Here is a 14,688-nt window from a genome sequence, read left to right as displayed (position 1 = left end):
TCATTCAAACTCCATAATCACTTCGTCGACCTTCAGGCTGGCGCCGGCACTGGCTTTGATGGCTTTGACGGTGCCTTTGCGTTCGGCCTTCAGGATGTTTTCCATCTTCATCGCCTCGACGGTGGCAAGTGCCTGACCTTCCTGCACCTCGTCGCCGACCTCGACCATGATTTTGGCGATCAGGCCGGGCATCGGGCACAGCAGGAATTTCGAGGTGTCTGGCGGCAGTTTTTCCAGCATCAGCTTGGCCAATTCGGCCTGACGCGGGGTGCGGACATGCACGCGCAGATCAGCGCCGCGCAGGCGCAGACGGAAGCCGCCCGAGATTTTGCCGACCTTCATCACCAGGTCGGTTTCGTCCAGCCTGAGCCGCGCCAGGCTTTGGCCCGGCGTCCAATCCGAGGCGACGCGGTGGCTGCTGCCATCGGCAAAGCGCACGGTCGAGCCCTGATGATCGGCCTCGATCTTGACCGCATAATCGTGATTTTGCAGCGTCACCACCCAGTCATCGCCAACCCTGCGCTCGTGGTTGTCCATGGTGCCCGAGATGCGGGTGCGGCGGATTTCGGCGACGCGGTTCATCGCCGCCGCTGCCGCCGCCACACGGGTCAGCGTGGCCTGATCCAGCACAGCGCCTTGGAAGCCTTCGGGATATTCCTCGGCGATAAAGGCGGTGGTGATATTGCCCGAGACAAAGCGCGGATGCTCCATCACAGCGCCCACAAACGGCAGGTTGTGGCCAATGCCTTCGACTTCAAAGGTATCAAGCGCTGTCCGCATCTCTTCGATGGCGGCTTGGCGGGTGGGGCCCCAGGTGCAAAGCTTGGCAATCATCGGGTCGTAGAACATCGAAATCTCGCCGCCCTCGAACACGCCGGTGTCATTGCGCACGATGCCGCCGGTGGGCGTGGGGCCTTCGACCGGCGGGCGATAGCGGGTCAGACGGCCAATCGAGGGCAGAAAGTTGCGGTAGGGGTCTTCGGCATAAAGCCGGCTTTCCATCGCCCAGCCATTGATTTTCAGATCTTCCTGACGGAAGGGCAAAGCCTCGCCGTAGGCCACGCGGATCATCTGTTCGACCAGATCGACACCGGTGATCAGTTCGGTCACCGGATGTTCAACCTGTAGGCGGGTGTTCATTTCAAGGAAATAGAAGTTGCGGCTGCCATCAACGATGAATTCCACCGTGCCTGCCGAGGTATAGCCCACCGCGCGGGCCAGCGCGCAGGCCTGTTCGCCCATCGCACGGCGGGTGGCCTCGTCAAGGAAGGGCGAGGGCGCCTCTTCGATCACCTTTTGATTGCGGCGCTGGATCGAGCATTCGCGCTCGTGCAGATAGACGATATTGCCGTGTTTATCGCCCAGTACCTGAATTTCGATGTGGCGCGGCTGGGTGACGAATTTCTCGATAAAGATGCGGTCGTCGCCAAAACTTGCTGCGGCCTCGTTTTTGGACGATTGAAAGCCTTCGCGGGCCTCGGCGTCATTCCACGCAATCCGCATGCCCTTGCCGCCGCCGCCTGCGCTGGCCTTGATCATCACCGGATAGCCGATTTGCCCCGCGATTGTGACCGCATGTTCGGCGTCGTCAATCAAGCCCATATGGCCGGGCACGGTGGAAACGCCGGCCTCTTGCGCCAGTTTTTTCGAGGTGATCTTATCGCCCATCGCTTCAATCGCGGGCGACGGCGGGCCGATAAAGACCACGCCTGCGGCTTCAAGCGCCGCGGCAAAGTTCATGTTTTCCGACAAGAACCCATAGCCCGGATGCACGGCTTCGGCGCCAGAGGCCTTGATCGCCGCCATGATCTTATCAATCACGATATAGGATTGTGCGGCGGGCGATGCGCCGATGTAGATCGCCTCATCCGCCATTTTGACATGCAGCGCGTTGCGGTCGGCGTCGGAATAAACGGCCACCGTTTTGATGCCCATCTTTTGCGCCGATTTGATCACACGGCAGGCGATTTCGCCGCGATTTGCGATCAGGATCTTCTTAAACATAGCTCTCTCCCCTGAATGCCCGCGACGGACCAGTGGCGCGGGCATGAAAATGCAAAAGGCCAGCCGCAGAGAACCCGCAGCTGGCCTTTAAAGATGGTGTATCGGTGGCGGCTTCTAAATCAGCCGCAAACGCCCGCGTTGCCCGCAAACAGACCCGCGGCACCGCCAGCCAAAGCCGATTGGGCCAAGTTGTTATCGGTAAGCGCGCCCAGCGCCACGCCCGAGATTGCGCCAACGCCAGCACAGGACGCAGTGCCATTTGGCTGCACGCAGCCCGAAAGCGCCAGAGCGGAAAGGCTAAGAATTGCAAAGGTTTTAAACATGTCGAAAGGCCTCGTGTGTTTGTTGTTATTGCCCGTAATTCTACAGCAATTTCGACGAATTTAAACTGAAATTTGCGCGCCCCCGCGCGACCAGCAAAGCTTTGCCACAGGCTTTGCGAAAAAAATGGCCTGACCCCAAAAGGGCCAGACCGAAGGGAAGGGTTAGGGTAACAGTCAAACATGCCGGCAACGGGATTTGAGGCGTCAGACAGCACGCTTTTATCATCGCGCAGCGGCGCGGCCTTGGCAAAGCCAAACACGCCCACCGCAAAGCGGCCTGCGAATTCCTGCTTAAATGCCAAAGCCTTGCGCGGATTCATGCCTAGTCTTGATCCTCGTCTTCAAAGGCATCGTCCCAATCGTCAAAATCTTCCATCTCGGCGCCAGCGGCAAAGATTTTCGGGAAGGTGACTTGGGCGACTTTGACATTGACCCGCAACAGCGCGTCATATGAGGCCGGATCAAAGGGGTCTTCGGCCGCCACCACTTCGCGGCCAAACAGCCAAGACAGACGGCCTGCATCCAGATTGCCGCGCTCGAAGGGCTCTTCGCCAAAATGCGCCCAAAGCGCTGCCAAAAACGCGGTATCGGCGGCGCGATCGACATTCTTGCGGTCTTTGAACCGTTCGCGCGCGATGATTTTGGTGGCGCCACCCTTTTTCAGATTGGCGCGACGGATGACAAATTGAAAATCGGTGCCGGTAAGACGGCCGGGAAATCCGCGATGCTTCAGCATGCTGATCCCTCCTTTGCAAATGGGATCAGGGGTGCGGATAGAAAAAGGGCGGGCGTGGCCGCAAGGGCCAAAAGCGCCCGCCCGATCAGATTACTTGTATTTGCCGGTATAGACGGGTTCGGCGCTAACCGAAGGCTCGTCAACATAGACAACTTCTTCTGCCTTTTTAGCGCATGCAGCAACGAAGCCGACCATGCAAAGGGCAAGAACTGCGATTTTCGTGCTCGACATCCTCTACTCCATTTATTTTGCGGAGGCGTGCTTTGTGCCGCCCCCTTCTGCGAGGTAAAGGCCGCTTGGGTTCGGCCAAGATAAAGTTTAGCCGACAAATGTCCAAAATGATAGGATATTTCACCAAAGGGATAGGTCTGTGGCAAGGCTACATCAGCCAAGGCGGAGGCGGGGCGGGTTTGCGCTAGATTTAGGGGCTGCATCAAAATGCCTCCCATATGCAGCGGCCATCTTCAAGCCGATAGGCCTCAAAAAACTGCGTCGCATCGGGGGCGGCCTCGCCAAAGGGCACCGGCCGATCCGAAAGCGAGATCACGATCTGGCTGGGCGGCAGGCTTTGGTCCAGCAGCGGCAGCACATAGCTTTGGCACAGATGCAGCATATCGGCCGCGGCGGTGTCGAAATCGACGCTGCCGCCCAACCGCGCAATGGCAGGCGCCAAAAACCGATAGCGCACCGTCGGCCCATCAGGTCCGGGGGCGTCGGTTACGACATCCAAAAAGCGGATCACTTGGCCCGAGGGCACAGCAATCTCGAAGGTCTCGGGCGTGGTCATGCGCCCCCCTTGCACTGCACAGCAGCACAGCAGCGGGGGGCACGGATTAGGGTTGGGCAGGCCAGATCAACGTCAGCCATGATGGGATCTCCGCAAGACAAAGGGCTATAGCGGGATGTTATCGTGTTTTTTCCACGGGTTCGCCAGCTTCTTCCCACGCAGCGAGGCAAAAGCGCGGGCGACGCGGCGGCGGGTCGAGTGCGGACGGATGACTTCGTCAATAAAGCCCTTTTCGGCGGCCACAAAAGGATTGGCGAAACGGCTTTCATATTCTTTGGTCAGCCGTGCAATTTCCTCAGCTGATTTGCCGCGATGGATGATCTCGGTGGCGCCCTTGGCGCCCATCACTGCAATCTCAGCGGTGGGCCAAGCATAGTTGAAATCGCCGCGCAGATGTTTGGAAGACATAACGTCATAAGCGCCGCCGTAAGCCTTGCGGGTGATGACGGTCACCTTGGGCACCGTCGCCTCGCCATAAGCAAACAGCAGCTTTGCGCCATGCTTGATCACGCCGCCCAATTCTTGCGCCACGCCGGGCAAAAAGCCGGGCACATCGACCAAAGTCAGGATCGGAATTTCAAAGGCATCGCAAAAGCGGACAAACCGCGCCGCCTTGCGCGAACTGTCGATGTCAAGGCAGCCAGCCAGAACCATCGGCTGATTGGCAACCACGCCGACCGATTGGCCTTCGATGCGGATAAAGCCTGTGATGATATTGGCGGCAAAATCGCGTTGAATTTCAAAGAAATCGGCCTCATCGGCGATCTTGTGGATCAGCTCTTTCATATCATAGGGCTGGTTTGGATTGTCGGGGATCAGCGTATCAAGACTGGCCTCAAGCCGCTGCGGATCGTCAAAGAACGGGCGCACCGGAGCCTTTTCGCGGTTGTTCAGCGGCAAAAAGTCAATCAGGCGGCGGGCTTCGGCCAAGGCTTCGACATCGTTTTCAAAGGCGCCATCGGCGACCGAGGATTTGCGGGTATGGGTCGAGGCACCGCCCAGCTCTTCGGCGGTGACCACCTCGTTTGTCACGGTTTTCACCACATCGGGGCCGGTGACGAACATGTAAGAGCTGTCTTTGACCATGAAGATAAAGTCGGTCATCGCGGGCGAATAGACCGCCCCCCCTGCGCAAGGCCCCATGATCAGGCTGATCTGCGGCACCACGCCCGAGGCCAGCACATTGCGCTGAAACACCTCGGCATAGCCTGCAAGCGAGGCAACGCCCTCTTGGATGCGCGCGCCGCCGGAATCGTTCATCCCGATCACAGGCGCGCCATTTTGCATCGCCATATCCATGATTTTGCAGATCTTTTGCGCATGGGTTTCCGAAAGCGAGCCGCCAAAGACGGTGAAATCCTGGCTGAACACATAGACCATGCGGCCGTTCACCGTGCCCCAGCCGGTGACCACGCCGTCGCCTGCGGGGCGCTCGGCCTCCATGCCGAAATCGGTGCAGCGGTGGGCCACGAACATGTCGAATTCTTCAAACGAGCCTTCGTCGAGCAAAAGATCAATCCGCTCGCGCGCGGTCAGCTTGCCCTTGGCGTGTTGCGCGTCAATCCGGCGCTGGCCGCCGCCCATGCGAGCGGTCTCGCGACGCGATTCAAGCTGCTGCAAAATGTCGGTCATGGCTGTATCCCCCCGTGATCTGCGTTAGAATAGCCTCAGATTGCCTGCGCGGGAAGCGGAAGATCGAAAATATGCAAATATGCCTGCCGATTAAAACTGCTAATTGCAAAGCTGCAAACTTCACCGCTGCCCTGCGGTTTTTCTGGCTGCACAGCGCGCGGGTGATGGACAAGACCATGCCATAGCCCTAGCTGAGAGCGATGCAAAAACCGATATTCCTGAACCGCCGCAGCCCGCCACATATTGTCACGCTGATCCTGCTTGCAGGGATTTCGGCACTGACGATGAATATTTTCTTGCCATCGCTGCCCGGAATGGCTGCCTATTTTGACGCGCCCTATGCGCTGATGCAGCTGTCGGTCGCTCTGTATCTGGCGCTTTCGGCGGTTTTGCAGATCATGATCGGGCCAATATCGGACCGCTACGGCCGCCGCATTGTGGTGCTGGTGTCGCTGGCTCTATTTTTGGTGGCCACTGTCGGCACGCTTTTGGCGACCTCGGCGCAAGTATTTTTGGTGTTTCGCATGGCCCAAGCAGTGGTGGCTGCGGGCATGGTGCTCAGCAGGGCCGTGGTGCGCGATATGGTGTCGGATGACGAGGCGGCCTCGATGATCGGCTATGTCACCATGGGGATGAGCCTAGTGCCAATGATCGGGCCGGTGATTGGCGGTTATCTGGATGCGGCCTTTGGCTGGCATGCCAACTTTGCCCTGCTTTTGGCGCTTGGCGTGGTGGTGTTTGCGCTGTGTTGGGCCGATCTGGGCGAGACGGCCGTGATCAAAAAGATCAGTTTTGCCGCCCAGATGCGCAGCTATCCCGAGCTGCTGCGCTCGCAGCGCTTTTTAGGCTATAGCGGCGCTGCGGCGTTTTCTTCGGGCTGTTTTTACGCCTTTTTGGGCGGCGCGCCCTATGTCGGTAATGTGGTCTTTGGCTTGGGCTCGGCGCAGGTCGGGCTGCTGTTTGCAATTACGGCCTTGGGTTACACAATCGGCAATTTTCTGGCGGGGCGATTTTCGCGGCGCGTCGGGCTGAACCGGATGGTGTTGATCGGCACCATGGTGACGACGGCGGGCATGCTGATGCTGTTTGCCGTGACGGCGCTGGGGCTTTCGGGGGCCATGGTGTTTTTCGGGCTGCAAGTGACGATGGGTCTTGGCAATGGCATCGCCCTGCCCTCGGCCAATGCCGGGATTTTGTCGGTGCGGCCAGAGTTTGCCGGCACCGCCTCGGGTCTGGGCGGCGCGCTGATGATCGGCGGCGGCGCGGGGCTTGCAGCCCTTGCGGGGGCCCTACTGCCGCCGGGTGCGACCGAGATGCCGCTGGTGGTCTTGATGCTGGCCTGCTCGATAGCATCGGTCTTGTGCATTCTGGCGGTCATCCGGCGCGCGCGGGCCTTGGGTCTGGCGGCTTGACGGCGGCTTTGCAAAGCCTGATGCTGGCTTTGCAAAAGGGGGCGTCATGGCAGTGCAAAAGCTATATGCAGGGGCAAAGCTGCGCGAGTTGCGCGGCAGGCTGGCGCTGACCCAGCGCATTTTTGCCGATAAGCTGGGCGTCTCGCTGCCCTATCTGAACCAAATGGAGAACAACCACCGCCCGGTTTCGGCGACGGTGGTTCTGGCCTTGGCGCAAGAATTCGGGCTGGATGTCACCGAGCTGAACGCCGGCGAAGGCGAGCGGCTGGTGTCAGACATGCGCGAGGCGCTGGCCGATCCGGTCTTTGCCAAGGCCGCCCCGCCCTTGGCCGATCTGCGGCTTGCGGCCTCGAATGCGCCAGCCTTGGCGCGGGCGTTTTTGGATCTGCATCGGGCCTACCGGCAAAACCACGAACGCTTGGCCTCTTTGGACGAGGCATTGGGGCGCGATGACGCCGCCCTGCGCGCCAGCCCTTGGGAGGAGGTGCGCGACTTCTTTCACTATTGCGATAATTACGTCGATGCGGTCGATCGGGCAGCAGAACATGTGCTTTCTGGTGCAGCTGACGGAAAAGACGCCATAACTGGTGCAATCGAGGCCCTTGAACGCCGTGGCATCTCTGTGCATTTTTCCAACATTGGGCCGCTGCGGCGCTTTGATCCGGTGGCGCGGCGGCTTGAGATTTCGTCGACCGCGGCGGCCGCCACCAAGGCGTTTCAGCTGCTCTATCAGGTTGCCCTGCTGACCCAAAACGAGCTGATCGAGGCGACGCTGGATCTGGCGCGGTTTCAAACCCCCGAGGCGCGCGACATCGCCAAGATCGGCATGGCGAATTATTTTGCAGGCGCGGCGCTGATGCCCTACCGCGCCTTTCTTGAGGCCGCGCAAGCGACGCGGCACGATCTGGAACGGCTGGCCGATCTGTTTGGCGCCAGCATCGAGCAGGTCGCGCAGCGGCTATCAACCCTGCAACGGCCCGGCGCCAAGGGGGTGCCGTTTTTCTTTGTGCGCGTCGATCAGGCCGGCACGATCACCAAGCGGCATTCGGCCACGCGGCTGCAATTTGCGCGCTTTGGCGGCGCTTGCCCGCTGTGGAATGTGCATCGCGCCTTCGAGACGCCGGGGCATTTCCTGCGGCAATTGGCCGAAACGCCGGATGGGGTGCGGTATTTGTGCCTCGCGCGCGATGTCTCGAAACCGGGGGGGGCGTTTTTGGCCCCGGTGCGGCGCTATGCCATCGGGCTGGGCTGCGAGGTGACGCATGCCGCAAGCCTTGTCTATTCGGACGGGCTGGATCTGAAGGGGCGGTTCGAGCCCATTGGGATTTCGTGCCGGATTTGCGAGCGGCGCGACTGCCATCAGCGCGCGGTGCCGCCGCTGGAACGCGGGCTGCGGGTGGACCCCGACAGCCGCGGCGTGCTGCCCTATCAAATCGCCGATTAGCCCAGCGCCGAGAAAAACCGCGCTTGTGCCCGCCCTGCATGTTTTGAGGCGTAAAGTGCTGCATCGGCATCGGCTATCATACGATCGGCCTCGGTCGCGCCATAGCCAGTCGAGAGCGTCAGCCCAATCGAGGCCGAGACGCGGCACAGCTTGCCCTCAAATTCCACCGGCTGCGACACCCGATCAATGATGCGCTGCGCAATTTGACCCAACCGCTCTTTGCCACTCAGCCCGGGCAGCACCACGACAAACTCATCGCCCCCCACCCGCGCCACCAGATCCGAGCTGCGAGTCTCGATCGTCAGCGATTGCGCGACATGGCGTAGCACATGATCGCCCGCCGCATGGCCAAGCGTGTCATTGACCTGCTTGAAGAAATCCAGATCAATATGCATCAGACCAAAATCGACACCCTGTGCCAAAAGCGAGGGCAGCCGCGCCTCAAGCGCGCGGCGGTTGCGCAGGCCTGTCAGCGTATCGGTCAGCGCCTGCTCTTCGGCGGCAACCTTTGCGCCCTGAAGGCTTAGGTTCAGCCGTCGCAATTCCTGCATGACAGCATTTTTCACCTCGACCAGATACAGCATTTCAATCGCCAGATCGGTGGGGGCAAAATCGGCATCAGTCAGCGCATGTTGGCGCACAGCCTCTATCAGGCGAATACCAAAGGACAGGTTGATCAGCAGCCCGCCTTGGGCAGTTGGCACCGCAAGACCCCGCAGCGGTTCGGTCTTTTCCCTGTCACGCAGGCAGATTTGCAGCCGCTGACCGGGCAGATTTTGCAGATCTTTGGCACTGTGCAAGCCTGCCGGACGGCGCAGGCTAAAGACATCAAGAAAGGCTTTGCCAATCGGATCTTGGCCTTGCAGCAAATGCGCCAAGGTGCGGCCAAGGCTGAGGATGCGCCCCTGAGGGCACAGGCCAATATGCATAGGCATCAACTGCGACAGGCTTGCGGGGCTTAGGCCAAGGCCATCTAGAATCTGCATCGTCTAACGCTCTGCCGCAGCAAGATCAAAGCGGCGGCCATCGGCGTGGTTTTTGTCCAGAAGATGCACCGAGATCACCTCGCGCCCCTGATCCTGACCGCCATGCTCTAGCAGCACCAAAGCGCCGTAATCATCCGCCATCGCCCGCAACAGCCCCACCATCACATGCCCCGTGCCGGCAATCATCGGCGTGACATAAAGCCGAAACGCGCCCTGCCCCTGCTCGATTAAGGTGAAATCGGGTAAATCCAGATCGGGCAGGCCCAGCCGACCATGCTCGGGAAGATCCTCCATCGAGTGCAGAAAATCGACGAAGCTGACGCCGCCAAAGCGCAGCAGGCGGCGCAGCGATTGCAGATTGTCATGCGAGACAAGATAGGTGCCCAGATCCTCTAGCACAGTGTCGCGCGGGCGGTTCAAATGCAGGGCGGCCGTGGCAACCAAGGTTTCGGTGATGCTATCATCATAGGTCAGCAGCGGCTCAAATCCCTCGACCCCGACCCCCGCCGCAGAAGCGATCTGCGCCCAGACCGTCACCCCATAAGTATCGCGCAAAAAACATTGCAGCGAGCGATTGATAAGACCGTGCATTCGTTAACTCAATTGGTGATTCCGCGCCAGATTAGCGCGGGATCCGTTAACAAATCGACAATATCCGTTAACCTTCGGTTAAAAATCTGTCGGCGCGCCGCCTTCTTGTTTCCGTTTTGCAACGAATTGCTGCAAAGCCTCTTGCGCAGCCCCGTCCATCGCGGGGGCTTCAAACTCGGCAATGATCTGTTTGTAGATCTGATGCGCGCGTTCAGGTGTCCAGGTCGAGCCGCCCTGCTGCCAAGCCTCGTAATTGCGCCAATCCGAGACGATGGGCGCATAAAAGGCGGTGGAATAGCGGTCTTGGGTGTGCTGGCAGCCAAAATAATGCCCGCCTGGGCCAACGGCTTTGATCGCGTCGAAGGCAAGATCGTCTTCGGTGGTGGCGGTGATGCTGGATTCGAAATAGCGCTGGATCATCTGCAAAACTTCGCAATCCATCACGAATTTCTCGGGCGAGGCGATCAGCCCCCCCTCGAGCCAGCCTGCGGCGTGATAGACCATATTGGTCTGGCTTTGCACCGCCGCCCAAAGGCTGTTCGAGGTTTCCCACATCGCCTGACCGTCCGGCACATTGGCCGCACAGGTGCCCGACGAGCGCAGCGGCACCCCGTAAAACCGCACCAATTGCCCGGTCATTTGCGTGGCGCGCATATATTCCGGTGTGCCAAAAGCTGGCGCGCCCGACTTCATATCGACGTTCGAGGTAAAGGTGCCCAGCGCCACCGGACAGCCCGGTGCGATATATTGCAACAGCGCAAGCCCCGCCAAACCTTCGGCCAAAGACAGCGCCACCGCCCCCGACATCGTCACAGGCGCCATCGCGCCGGCAAGGGTAAAGGGCGTGATCACCACCGGCTGGCCGCGCTTGGCCATCCGCATCGCGCCGTCCAGCATCGGGTAGTCGTGCTGCAAGGGCGAGACCGAGTTGATATTGGTATACATCCGCGGCTTGGCTTGGAATTCGGCTTCCGAAAGCCCGCCCGCGATGCGCACCATCTCCATCACATCTTCAACCCGCTCGGCCCCCAGCGAATAGGCGTGCACGACCTTATCGGTCAGGGTCAGTTTTTCATAAAGACAATCCAGATGCCGGATCGAGGCATGGATATCAACGGGTTCCACCGGATAGCCGCCCGCGATGTGGATGCAGTTGAAATACTGCGTCAACTTCATGAATTCTTTGAAGGTTTCAAAGTCGCCCGTGCGCTTGCCGCGTTCAAGATCCCAAGCGTTTGGCGGGCTAGAGACATTGACGAACAGCATGTGATTGCCGCCCATGATCACTTCACGCTCTGGGTTGCGCGGGGTGATGGTAAAGGTCGATGGCGCGCGGGCCACCATTTCCATCACGAAATCTTCGTCCATTTTGACGTTGGTGCCGGTGACTTTGCAGCCTGCCTGCTTCAGGTAGGCCACCGCCTCGGGGTTCAGAAACTCGATACCAATGTCACGCAAAATTCGCATGGTGGTGCGGTGGATCGCCTGCACGCCCTCGGCATCCAAAGGCTCAACGGGGCGGTCAGGATTGACCGGAATCCGCCAAGGCATCTGGTCGATAACAGCAGAGCCTGCGCGGCTTTTGTTGCCAGCGCGGCCACCGGCACGGCTGCGTTTGCGGCTTGCGTCATCGCTCATGGCGGGCTCCTTGCAAAGGATCAACAAGGGGTTGATCACTGTTGCGGCCAAGATGGCGGAAAGCATGGCCAGACGCGCACCATATTACCGACTAAAATGCGTCGTTTTTGCGCCTCGGCTGGTTTAAGCTTGGCTTTGCGCCGCAATCCAAGCCGCCAGCCCGCCGATATCGGCCAGCACGACATCGGCATGGGGGGCAAGGTCGGCTTGGGTGGCAATGCCGGTCAGCACCGCAACCCGCGCCATGCCAGCGCGGCGGCCCGATTCCAGATCATGCAGGCTGTCGCCGACCATGGCGATTTGCGCAGGCTCAAGCCCAAGCTGGGTGGCAAAAGCCAAAAGCTGCCCCGGCGCAGGCTTGCCGCCCCAGCCAGAATCGCTGCCCGAGACAAAGGCGAAAAGATCGATCACGCCCGCATCGGTCAAATGCCTGCGCGCGGGGGCTTCGGTGTCATTGGTGGCAAGACCCAAGGTCAGGCCCTGCGCCGCAAGCCCGCCCAGCACCGCAGGCAGATCCACCGCCGGGATCATCGGCGCTTGGGTTGCCTGATGGTCCATCCGCGCGATCAACTCGGCCAAGGTCAGACCCGTCAGATGCGGATGCAAAATCGCGGCGATCTCGGCGGTGGTCAGCGCGATCACCGGGCTGTCGGGCGCGAAATCGCAAGCTTTGGGGTCAAAGCCCAGCACGGCGGCCAGATGCGCGCTGTCGCCGCCCAGCTCGGCCAAAAGCGCGCGGGTCCAAGCCCCCCAGCTTTGGCGAAAATCAAACAGCGTGCCGTCTTTGTCGAAAATCACGGCTTTGATCGGGGGGCGGGTCATAAAGGCCTCTTGCAAGTGAGAGTGTTGGGACGGAAGATTTAAGTCCAATGCGGCAACTGCCCGCCCGGCAAAGCTGCCCGCGCCTCCATCACCGAGAGATAGGGGCGCTGGACGGAATCGCAAAAGCCAATGACACGCGCATCGTCTTCCATCAGAAAATCCAGCACCGCACCCAAAAACACCGGCTGCTGCGCCAATTTGGCAAGCTGATCCTGCGAAGCTCCGGTGGCGTTAAGAAAGGCATCGGCAAGCTCGCCGCCGATCACCCAGATAAAGGCCTGCAAAGCGAAGGTTTCGGCCTGTTCTTGCGCGATCATCGCTTTTTCCCCAAGGTTATGCACAGTTTTGGTAAGAAAACCGAAGGATTGATGACAATCCGCGAAAGGATTTCTTAACTAGTTCTGGTGCAAAGTAAACCAAAGCACGTTTGTATTACAGGTTTGTATCGCCATGGTCGGCAAAATTCTTATCGTAGATGACGTCGCGACGAATAGGATCGTCATGAAGGTCAAGATGGCGGCGGCAGGCTATCAGCCGCTCTTGGTCGCCGATGGCGCCAGCTGTCTGGAATTGGTACGCTATGATAAGCCCGACCTTATTTTGCTGGATATGAGCCTGCCCGATATGTCGGGGCTAGAGGTGCTGCGTCGCCTGCGTGCCATGCCTGGGTTGCAGACGGTGGCGGTGCTGATGTTCTCGACATGCTTTGACCAAAAGGCGCGGGTCGCGGCGTTTCAGGCGGGGGCAGATGATGTGCTGGCCAAACCGATTGATGACCAAACCCTGATGGCGCGCATCCGCAGCTTTATGCGCGCACGCGATCTTCTGGCGGGACTTGAGGCGCATCAGAATGATTTCGCGGTTTTGGGCCTGTCGGAACCGGCGCAGGGCTTTCACCATCCGGGGGTGATTGGCCTGCTGTGCGTCCAGCCCGAGCTTGGCGCAGCCTTGCAAGCCAAGCTTGCGCCACATCTGACCGATCAGCTGCGGGTGATGACGCCGGCAGAAGCATTGGGCGATGGGCCAGCGCCCGATGTCTTTGTGCTGGACGCCGACCTAGAGGGCAAGGGCAGCGGCTTGCGGCTGATGTCGGAACTGCGCAGCCGCAGCCCGACCCGCCATGCCAGCATTTGCATTTTAACGCCACCTGAAAGCGCCTTTGTGCCGGCGGTGGCCTTTGATTTGGGGGCCAATGATCTGGTCAGCGCCTCGGTCTGCGCGCAAGAGCTGGCACTGCGGCTGTTGCGGCTGATCACGCGCAAGCGCGAGGCTGATCGGCTGCGGGCCACCTTGGAAGATGGGCTGCGGCTGGCGATGATCGACCCGCTGACAGGGCTACACAACCGCCGCTTTGGCTTGGCACAGCTGACCGCGATTTCGGCCAATGCCACCAGCACGGGCCAAGACTTTGCGGTGATGGTGGCGGATCTGGATCGCTTCAAATCCGTCAACGACCGCTTTGGCCATGCGGCCGGCGATGCGGTTTTGGTCGAGGTGGCCAACCGGCTTACGGTAAACCTGCGGCTGGGCGATGTGGTGGCGCGCATTGGCGGCGAAGAGTTTCTGATCGTGCTGCCCGCCACCACGCTGATAGAGGCCGAGGCGATTGGGCGCAGATTGTGCGAAAGCGTCGAGCAGTCGCCGATTGGCTTGGGCGGTGCCGAAGCTTTGCATGTCACGATCTCGATCGGCTTGGCCGTAAGCCTTGCCGGTCAGGCCCGCCCAACGGTGGCGCAGATCATTGACCACGCGGACCGTGCGCTGTTGCAGGCAAAATCCGATGGCCGCAATCAGGTGACGATCGGGCGGAACGCCGCTTAGGGGCGGGGCGCGTCGCGGCCGCGCTCCAACCCCTTTTGCAACCGCTCGGCAAAGCCTTGGCGCTGCGAGGGGGTCATCTGAAGCAAAAGCGCGCGCATCAGGTCTTGCCCTGCCGCCATCTGCTGACTGACGCGCTGCGATTGCTTATCAAGCAGCGCTTGCAGCTGCGCCGGATCAAAGGGCTCGGCGCGCAGAGCTGTGAGCAGATTTTGCAGATCCTGCCGCATGTCGCGGCGGGCTTGGCGAAAATCGGGCCGTTTGGCAAGAAAAGCTTTGCGCAGCTGGTCGCGTTCTTCGCGGGTCAGTGCCTCGGTAAAGGGACCAAAGCCCAGCTCGCGCACATCCCCCCCCCGCCCCGCGGGACCGCCGTGGTTCAGATAGGCGCCCGCCATCACGCCCGCCACAGCAAGGTTCAGCGCCACCGAGATCGCAAGTGCGATGCGCAGGGCTTTTGAGGCCGGTTTCACAGCAAGGCTTTGTGCGTCGGTCATG

15 protein-coding genes are annotated in these 14,688 nt (G+C 60.2%); 3 read left to right on the top strand and 12 right to left on the bottom strand.

Annotated features, from left to right (window positions below; all coding sequences use genetic code 11):
* The 6 genes from V7Q10_RS11355 to V7Q10_RS11330 all read right to left on the bottom strand — a co-directional run bounded on the left by V7Q10_RS11355 (window position 1) and on the right by V7Q10_RS11330 (window position 5,482).
* Window positions 1-2,004, bottom strand: coding sequence for an acetyl/propionyl/methylcrotonyl-CoA carboxylase subunit alpha (locus V7Q10_RS11355; protein WP_333869215.1), 2,004 nt, complete (start codon window positions 2,002-2,004; stop codon window positions 1-3).
* A 119-nt stretch (window positions 2,005-2,123) separates the two neighbouring features.
* A complete protein-coding gene (locus tag V7Q10_RS11350) occupies window positions 2,124-2,327 on the bottom strand; it encodes a hypothetical protein (RefSeq protein ID WP_333869214.1) in 204 nt (67 codons plus the stop codon).
* Window positions 2,328-2,649: 322 nt separating this feature from the next.
* Window positions 2,650-3,063: a hypothetical protein gene (locus V7Q10_RS11345; protein WP_333869213.1), complete on the bottom strand. Its 414-nt coding sequence runs from the start codon at window positions 3,061-3,063 to the stop codon at window positions 2,650-2,652.
* 90 nt (window positions 3,064-3,153) lie between these two features.
* Entirely contained in the window at window positions 3,154-3,294 is a 141-nt protein-coding gene (locus V7Q10_RS11340) for a hypothetical protein (RefSeq protein ID WP_333869212.1), read from the bottom strand.
* 202 nt (window positions 3,295-3,496) lie between these two features.
* Window positions 3,497-3,850 carry a DUF6497 family protein gene (locus tag V7Q10_RS11335; protein WP_333869211.1) on the bottom strand — a complete coding sequence of 118 codons (354 nt, stop codon included), beginning with the start codon at window positions 3,848-3,850 and terminating at the stop codon, window positions 3,497-3,499.
* A 105-nt stretch (window positions 3,851-3,955) separates the two neighbouring features.
* Window positions 3,956-5,482, bottom strand: a complete 1,527-nt coding sequence (locus V7Q10_RS11330) for an acyl-CoA carboxylase subunit beta (RefSeq protein WP_333869210.1) — start codon at window positions 5,480-5,482, stop codon at window positions 3,956-3,958.
* A gap of 191 nt (window positions 5,483-5,673) precedes the next feature.
* Between V7Q10_RS11330 and V7Q10_RS11325 the strand changes: the two genes are divergently transcribed.
* Both V7Q10_RS11325 and V7Q10_RS11320 read left to right on the top strand, forming a co-directional pair.
* Window positions 5,674-6,894, top strand: coding sequence for a multidrug effflux MFS transporter (locus tag V7Q10_RS11325; protein ID WP_333869220.1), 1,221 nt, complete (start codon window positions 5,674-5,676; stop codon window positions 6,892-6,894).
* 46 nt (window positions 6,895-6,940) lie between these two features.
* Window positions 6,941-8,338 carry a helix-turn-helix domain-containing protein gene (locus tag V7Q10_RS11320; protein ID WP_333869209.1) on the top strand — a complete coding sequence of 466 codons (1,398 nt, stop codon included), beginning with the start codon at window positions 6,941-6,943 and terminating at the stop codon, window positions 8,336-8,338.
* On the opposite strand, the gene V7Q10_RS11315 is transcribed toward V7Q10_RS11320, so the two are convergent.
* From V7Q10_RS11315 to V7Q10_RS11295, 5 genes are all read right to left on the bottom strand, one after another.
* Window positions 8,335-9,324 carry a diguanylate cyclase domain-containing protein gene (locus V7Q10_RS11315; protein WP_333869208.1) on the bottom strand — a complete coding sequence of 330 codons (990 nt, stop codon included), beginning with the start codon at window positions 9,322-9,324 and terminating at the stop codon, window positions 8,335-8,337. The two genes, V7Q10_RS11320 and V7Q10_RS11315, sit on opposite strands and share 4 nt — an antisense overlap.
* A gap of 3 nt (window positions 9,325-9,327) precedes the next feature.
* A complete protein-coding gene (locus tag V7Q10_RS11310; protein WP_333869207.1) occupies window positions 9,328-9,915 on the bottom strand; it encodes a heme NO-binding domain-containing protein in 588 nt (195 codons plus the stop codon).
* A gap of 78 nt (window positions 9,916-9,993) precedes the next feature.
* Window positions 9,994-11,553, bottom strand: coding sequence for a trimethylamine methyltransferase family protein (locus V7Q10_RS11305; protein ID WP_333869206.1), 1,560 nt, complete (start codon window positions 11,551-11,553; stop codon window positions 9,994-9,996).
* Between the two features lie 123 nt (window positions 11,554-11,676).
* Window positions 11,677-12,375: an HAD family hydrolase gene (locus V7Q10_RS11300; RefSeq protein ID WP_333869205.1), complete on the bottom strand. Its 699-nt coding sequence runs from the start codon at window positions 12,373-12,375 to the stop codon at window positions 11,677-11,679.
* A gap of 38 nt (window positions 12,376-12,413) precedes the next feature.
* Entirely contained in the window at window positions 12,414-12,692 is a 279-nt protein-coding gene (locus V7Q10_RS11295) for a DUF3572 domain-containing protein (RefSeq protein ID WP_333869204.1), read from the bottom strand.
* A 133-nt stretch (window positions 12,693-12,825) separates the two neighbouring features.
* Here V7Q10_RS11295 and V7Q10_RS11290 point away from each other — a divergent pair, with 133 nt between their 5' ends.
* Window positions 12,826-14,196, top strand: a complete 1,371-nt coding sequence (locus V7Q10_RS11290; protein WP_333869203.1) for a diguanylate cyclase — start codon at window positions 12,826-12,828, stop codon at window positions 14,194-14,196.
* Here V7Q10_RS11290 and V7Q10_RS11285 read toward each other — a convergent pair.
* Window positions 14,193-14,687, bottom strand: coding sequence for a periplasmic heavy metal sensor (locus V7Q10_RS11285; protein WP_333869202.1), 495 nt, complete (start codon window positions 14,685-14,687; stop codon window positions 14,193-14,195). The two genes, V7Q10_RS11290 and V7Q10_RS11285, sit on opposite strands and share 4 nt — an antisense overlap.
* Window position 14,688 lies beyond the last annotated feature (1 nt).

This window comes from Cypionkella sp. (assembly GCF_036782355.1).
In the GTDB taxonomy this organism is placed as follows: domain Bacteria; phylum Pseudomonadota; class Alphaproteobacteria; order Rhodobacterales; family Rhodobacteraceae; genus Cypionkella.
This window is presented reverse-complemented; position numbering and strand designations above follow the sequence as displayed.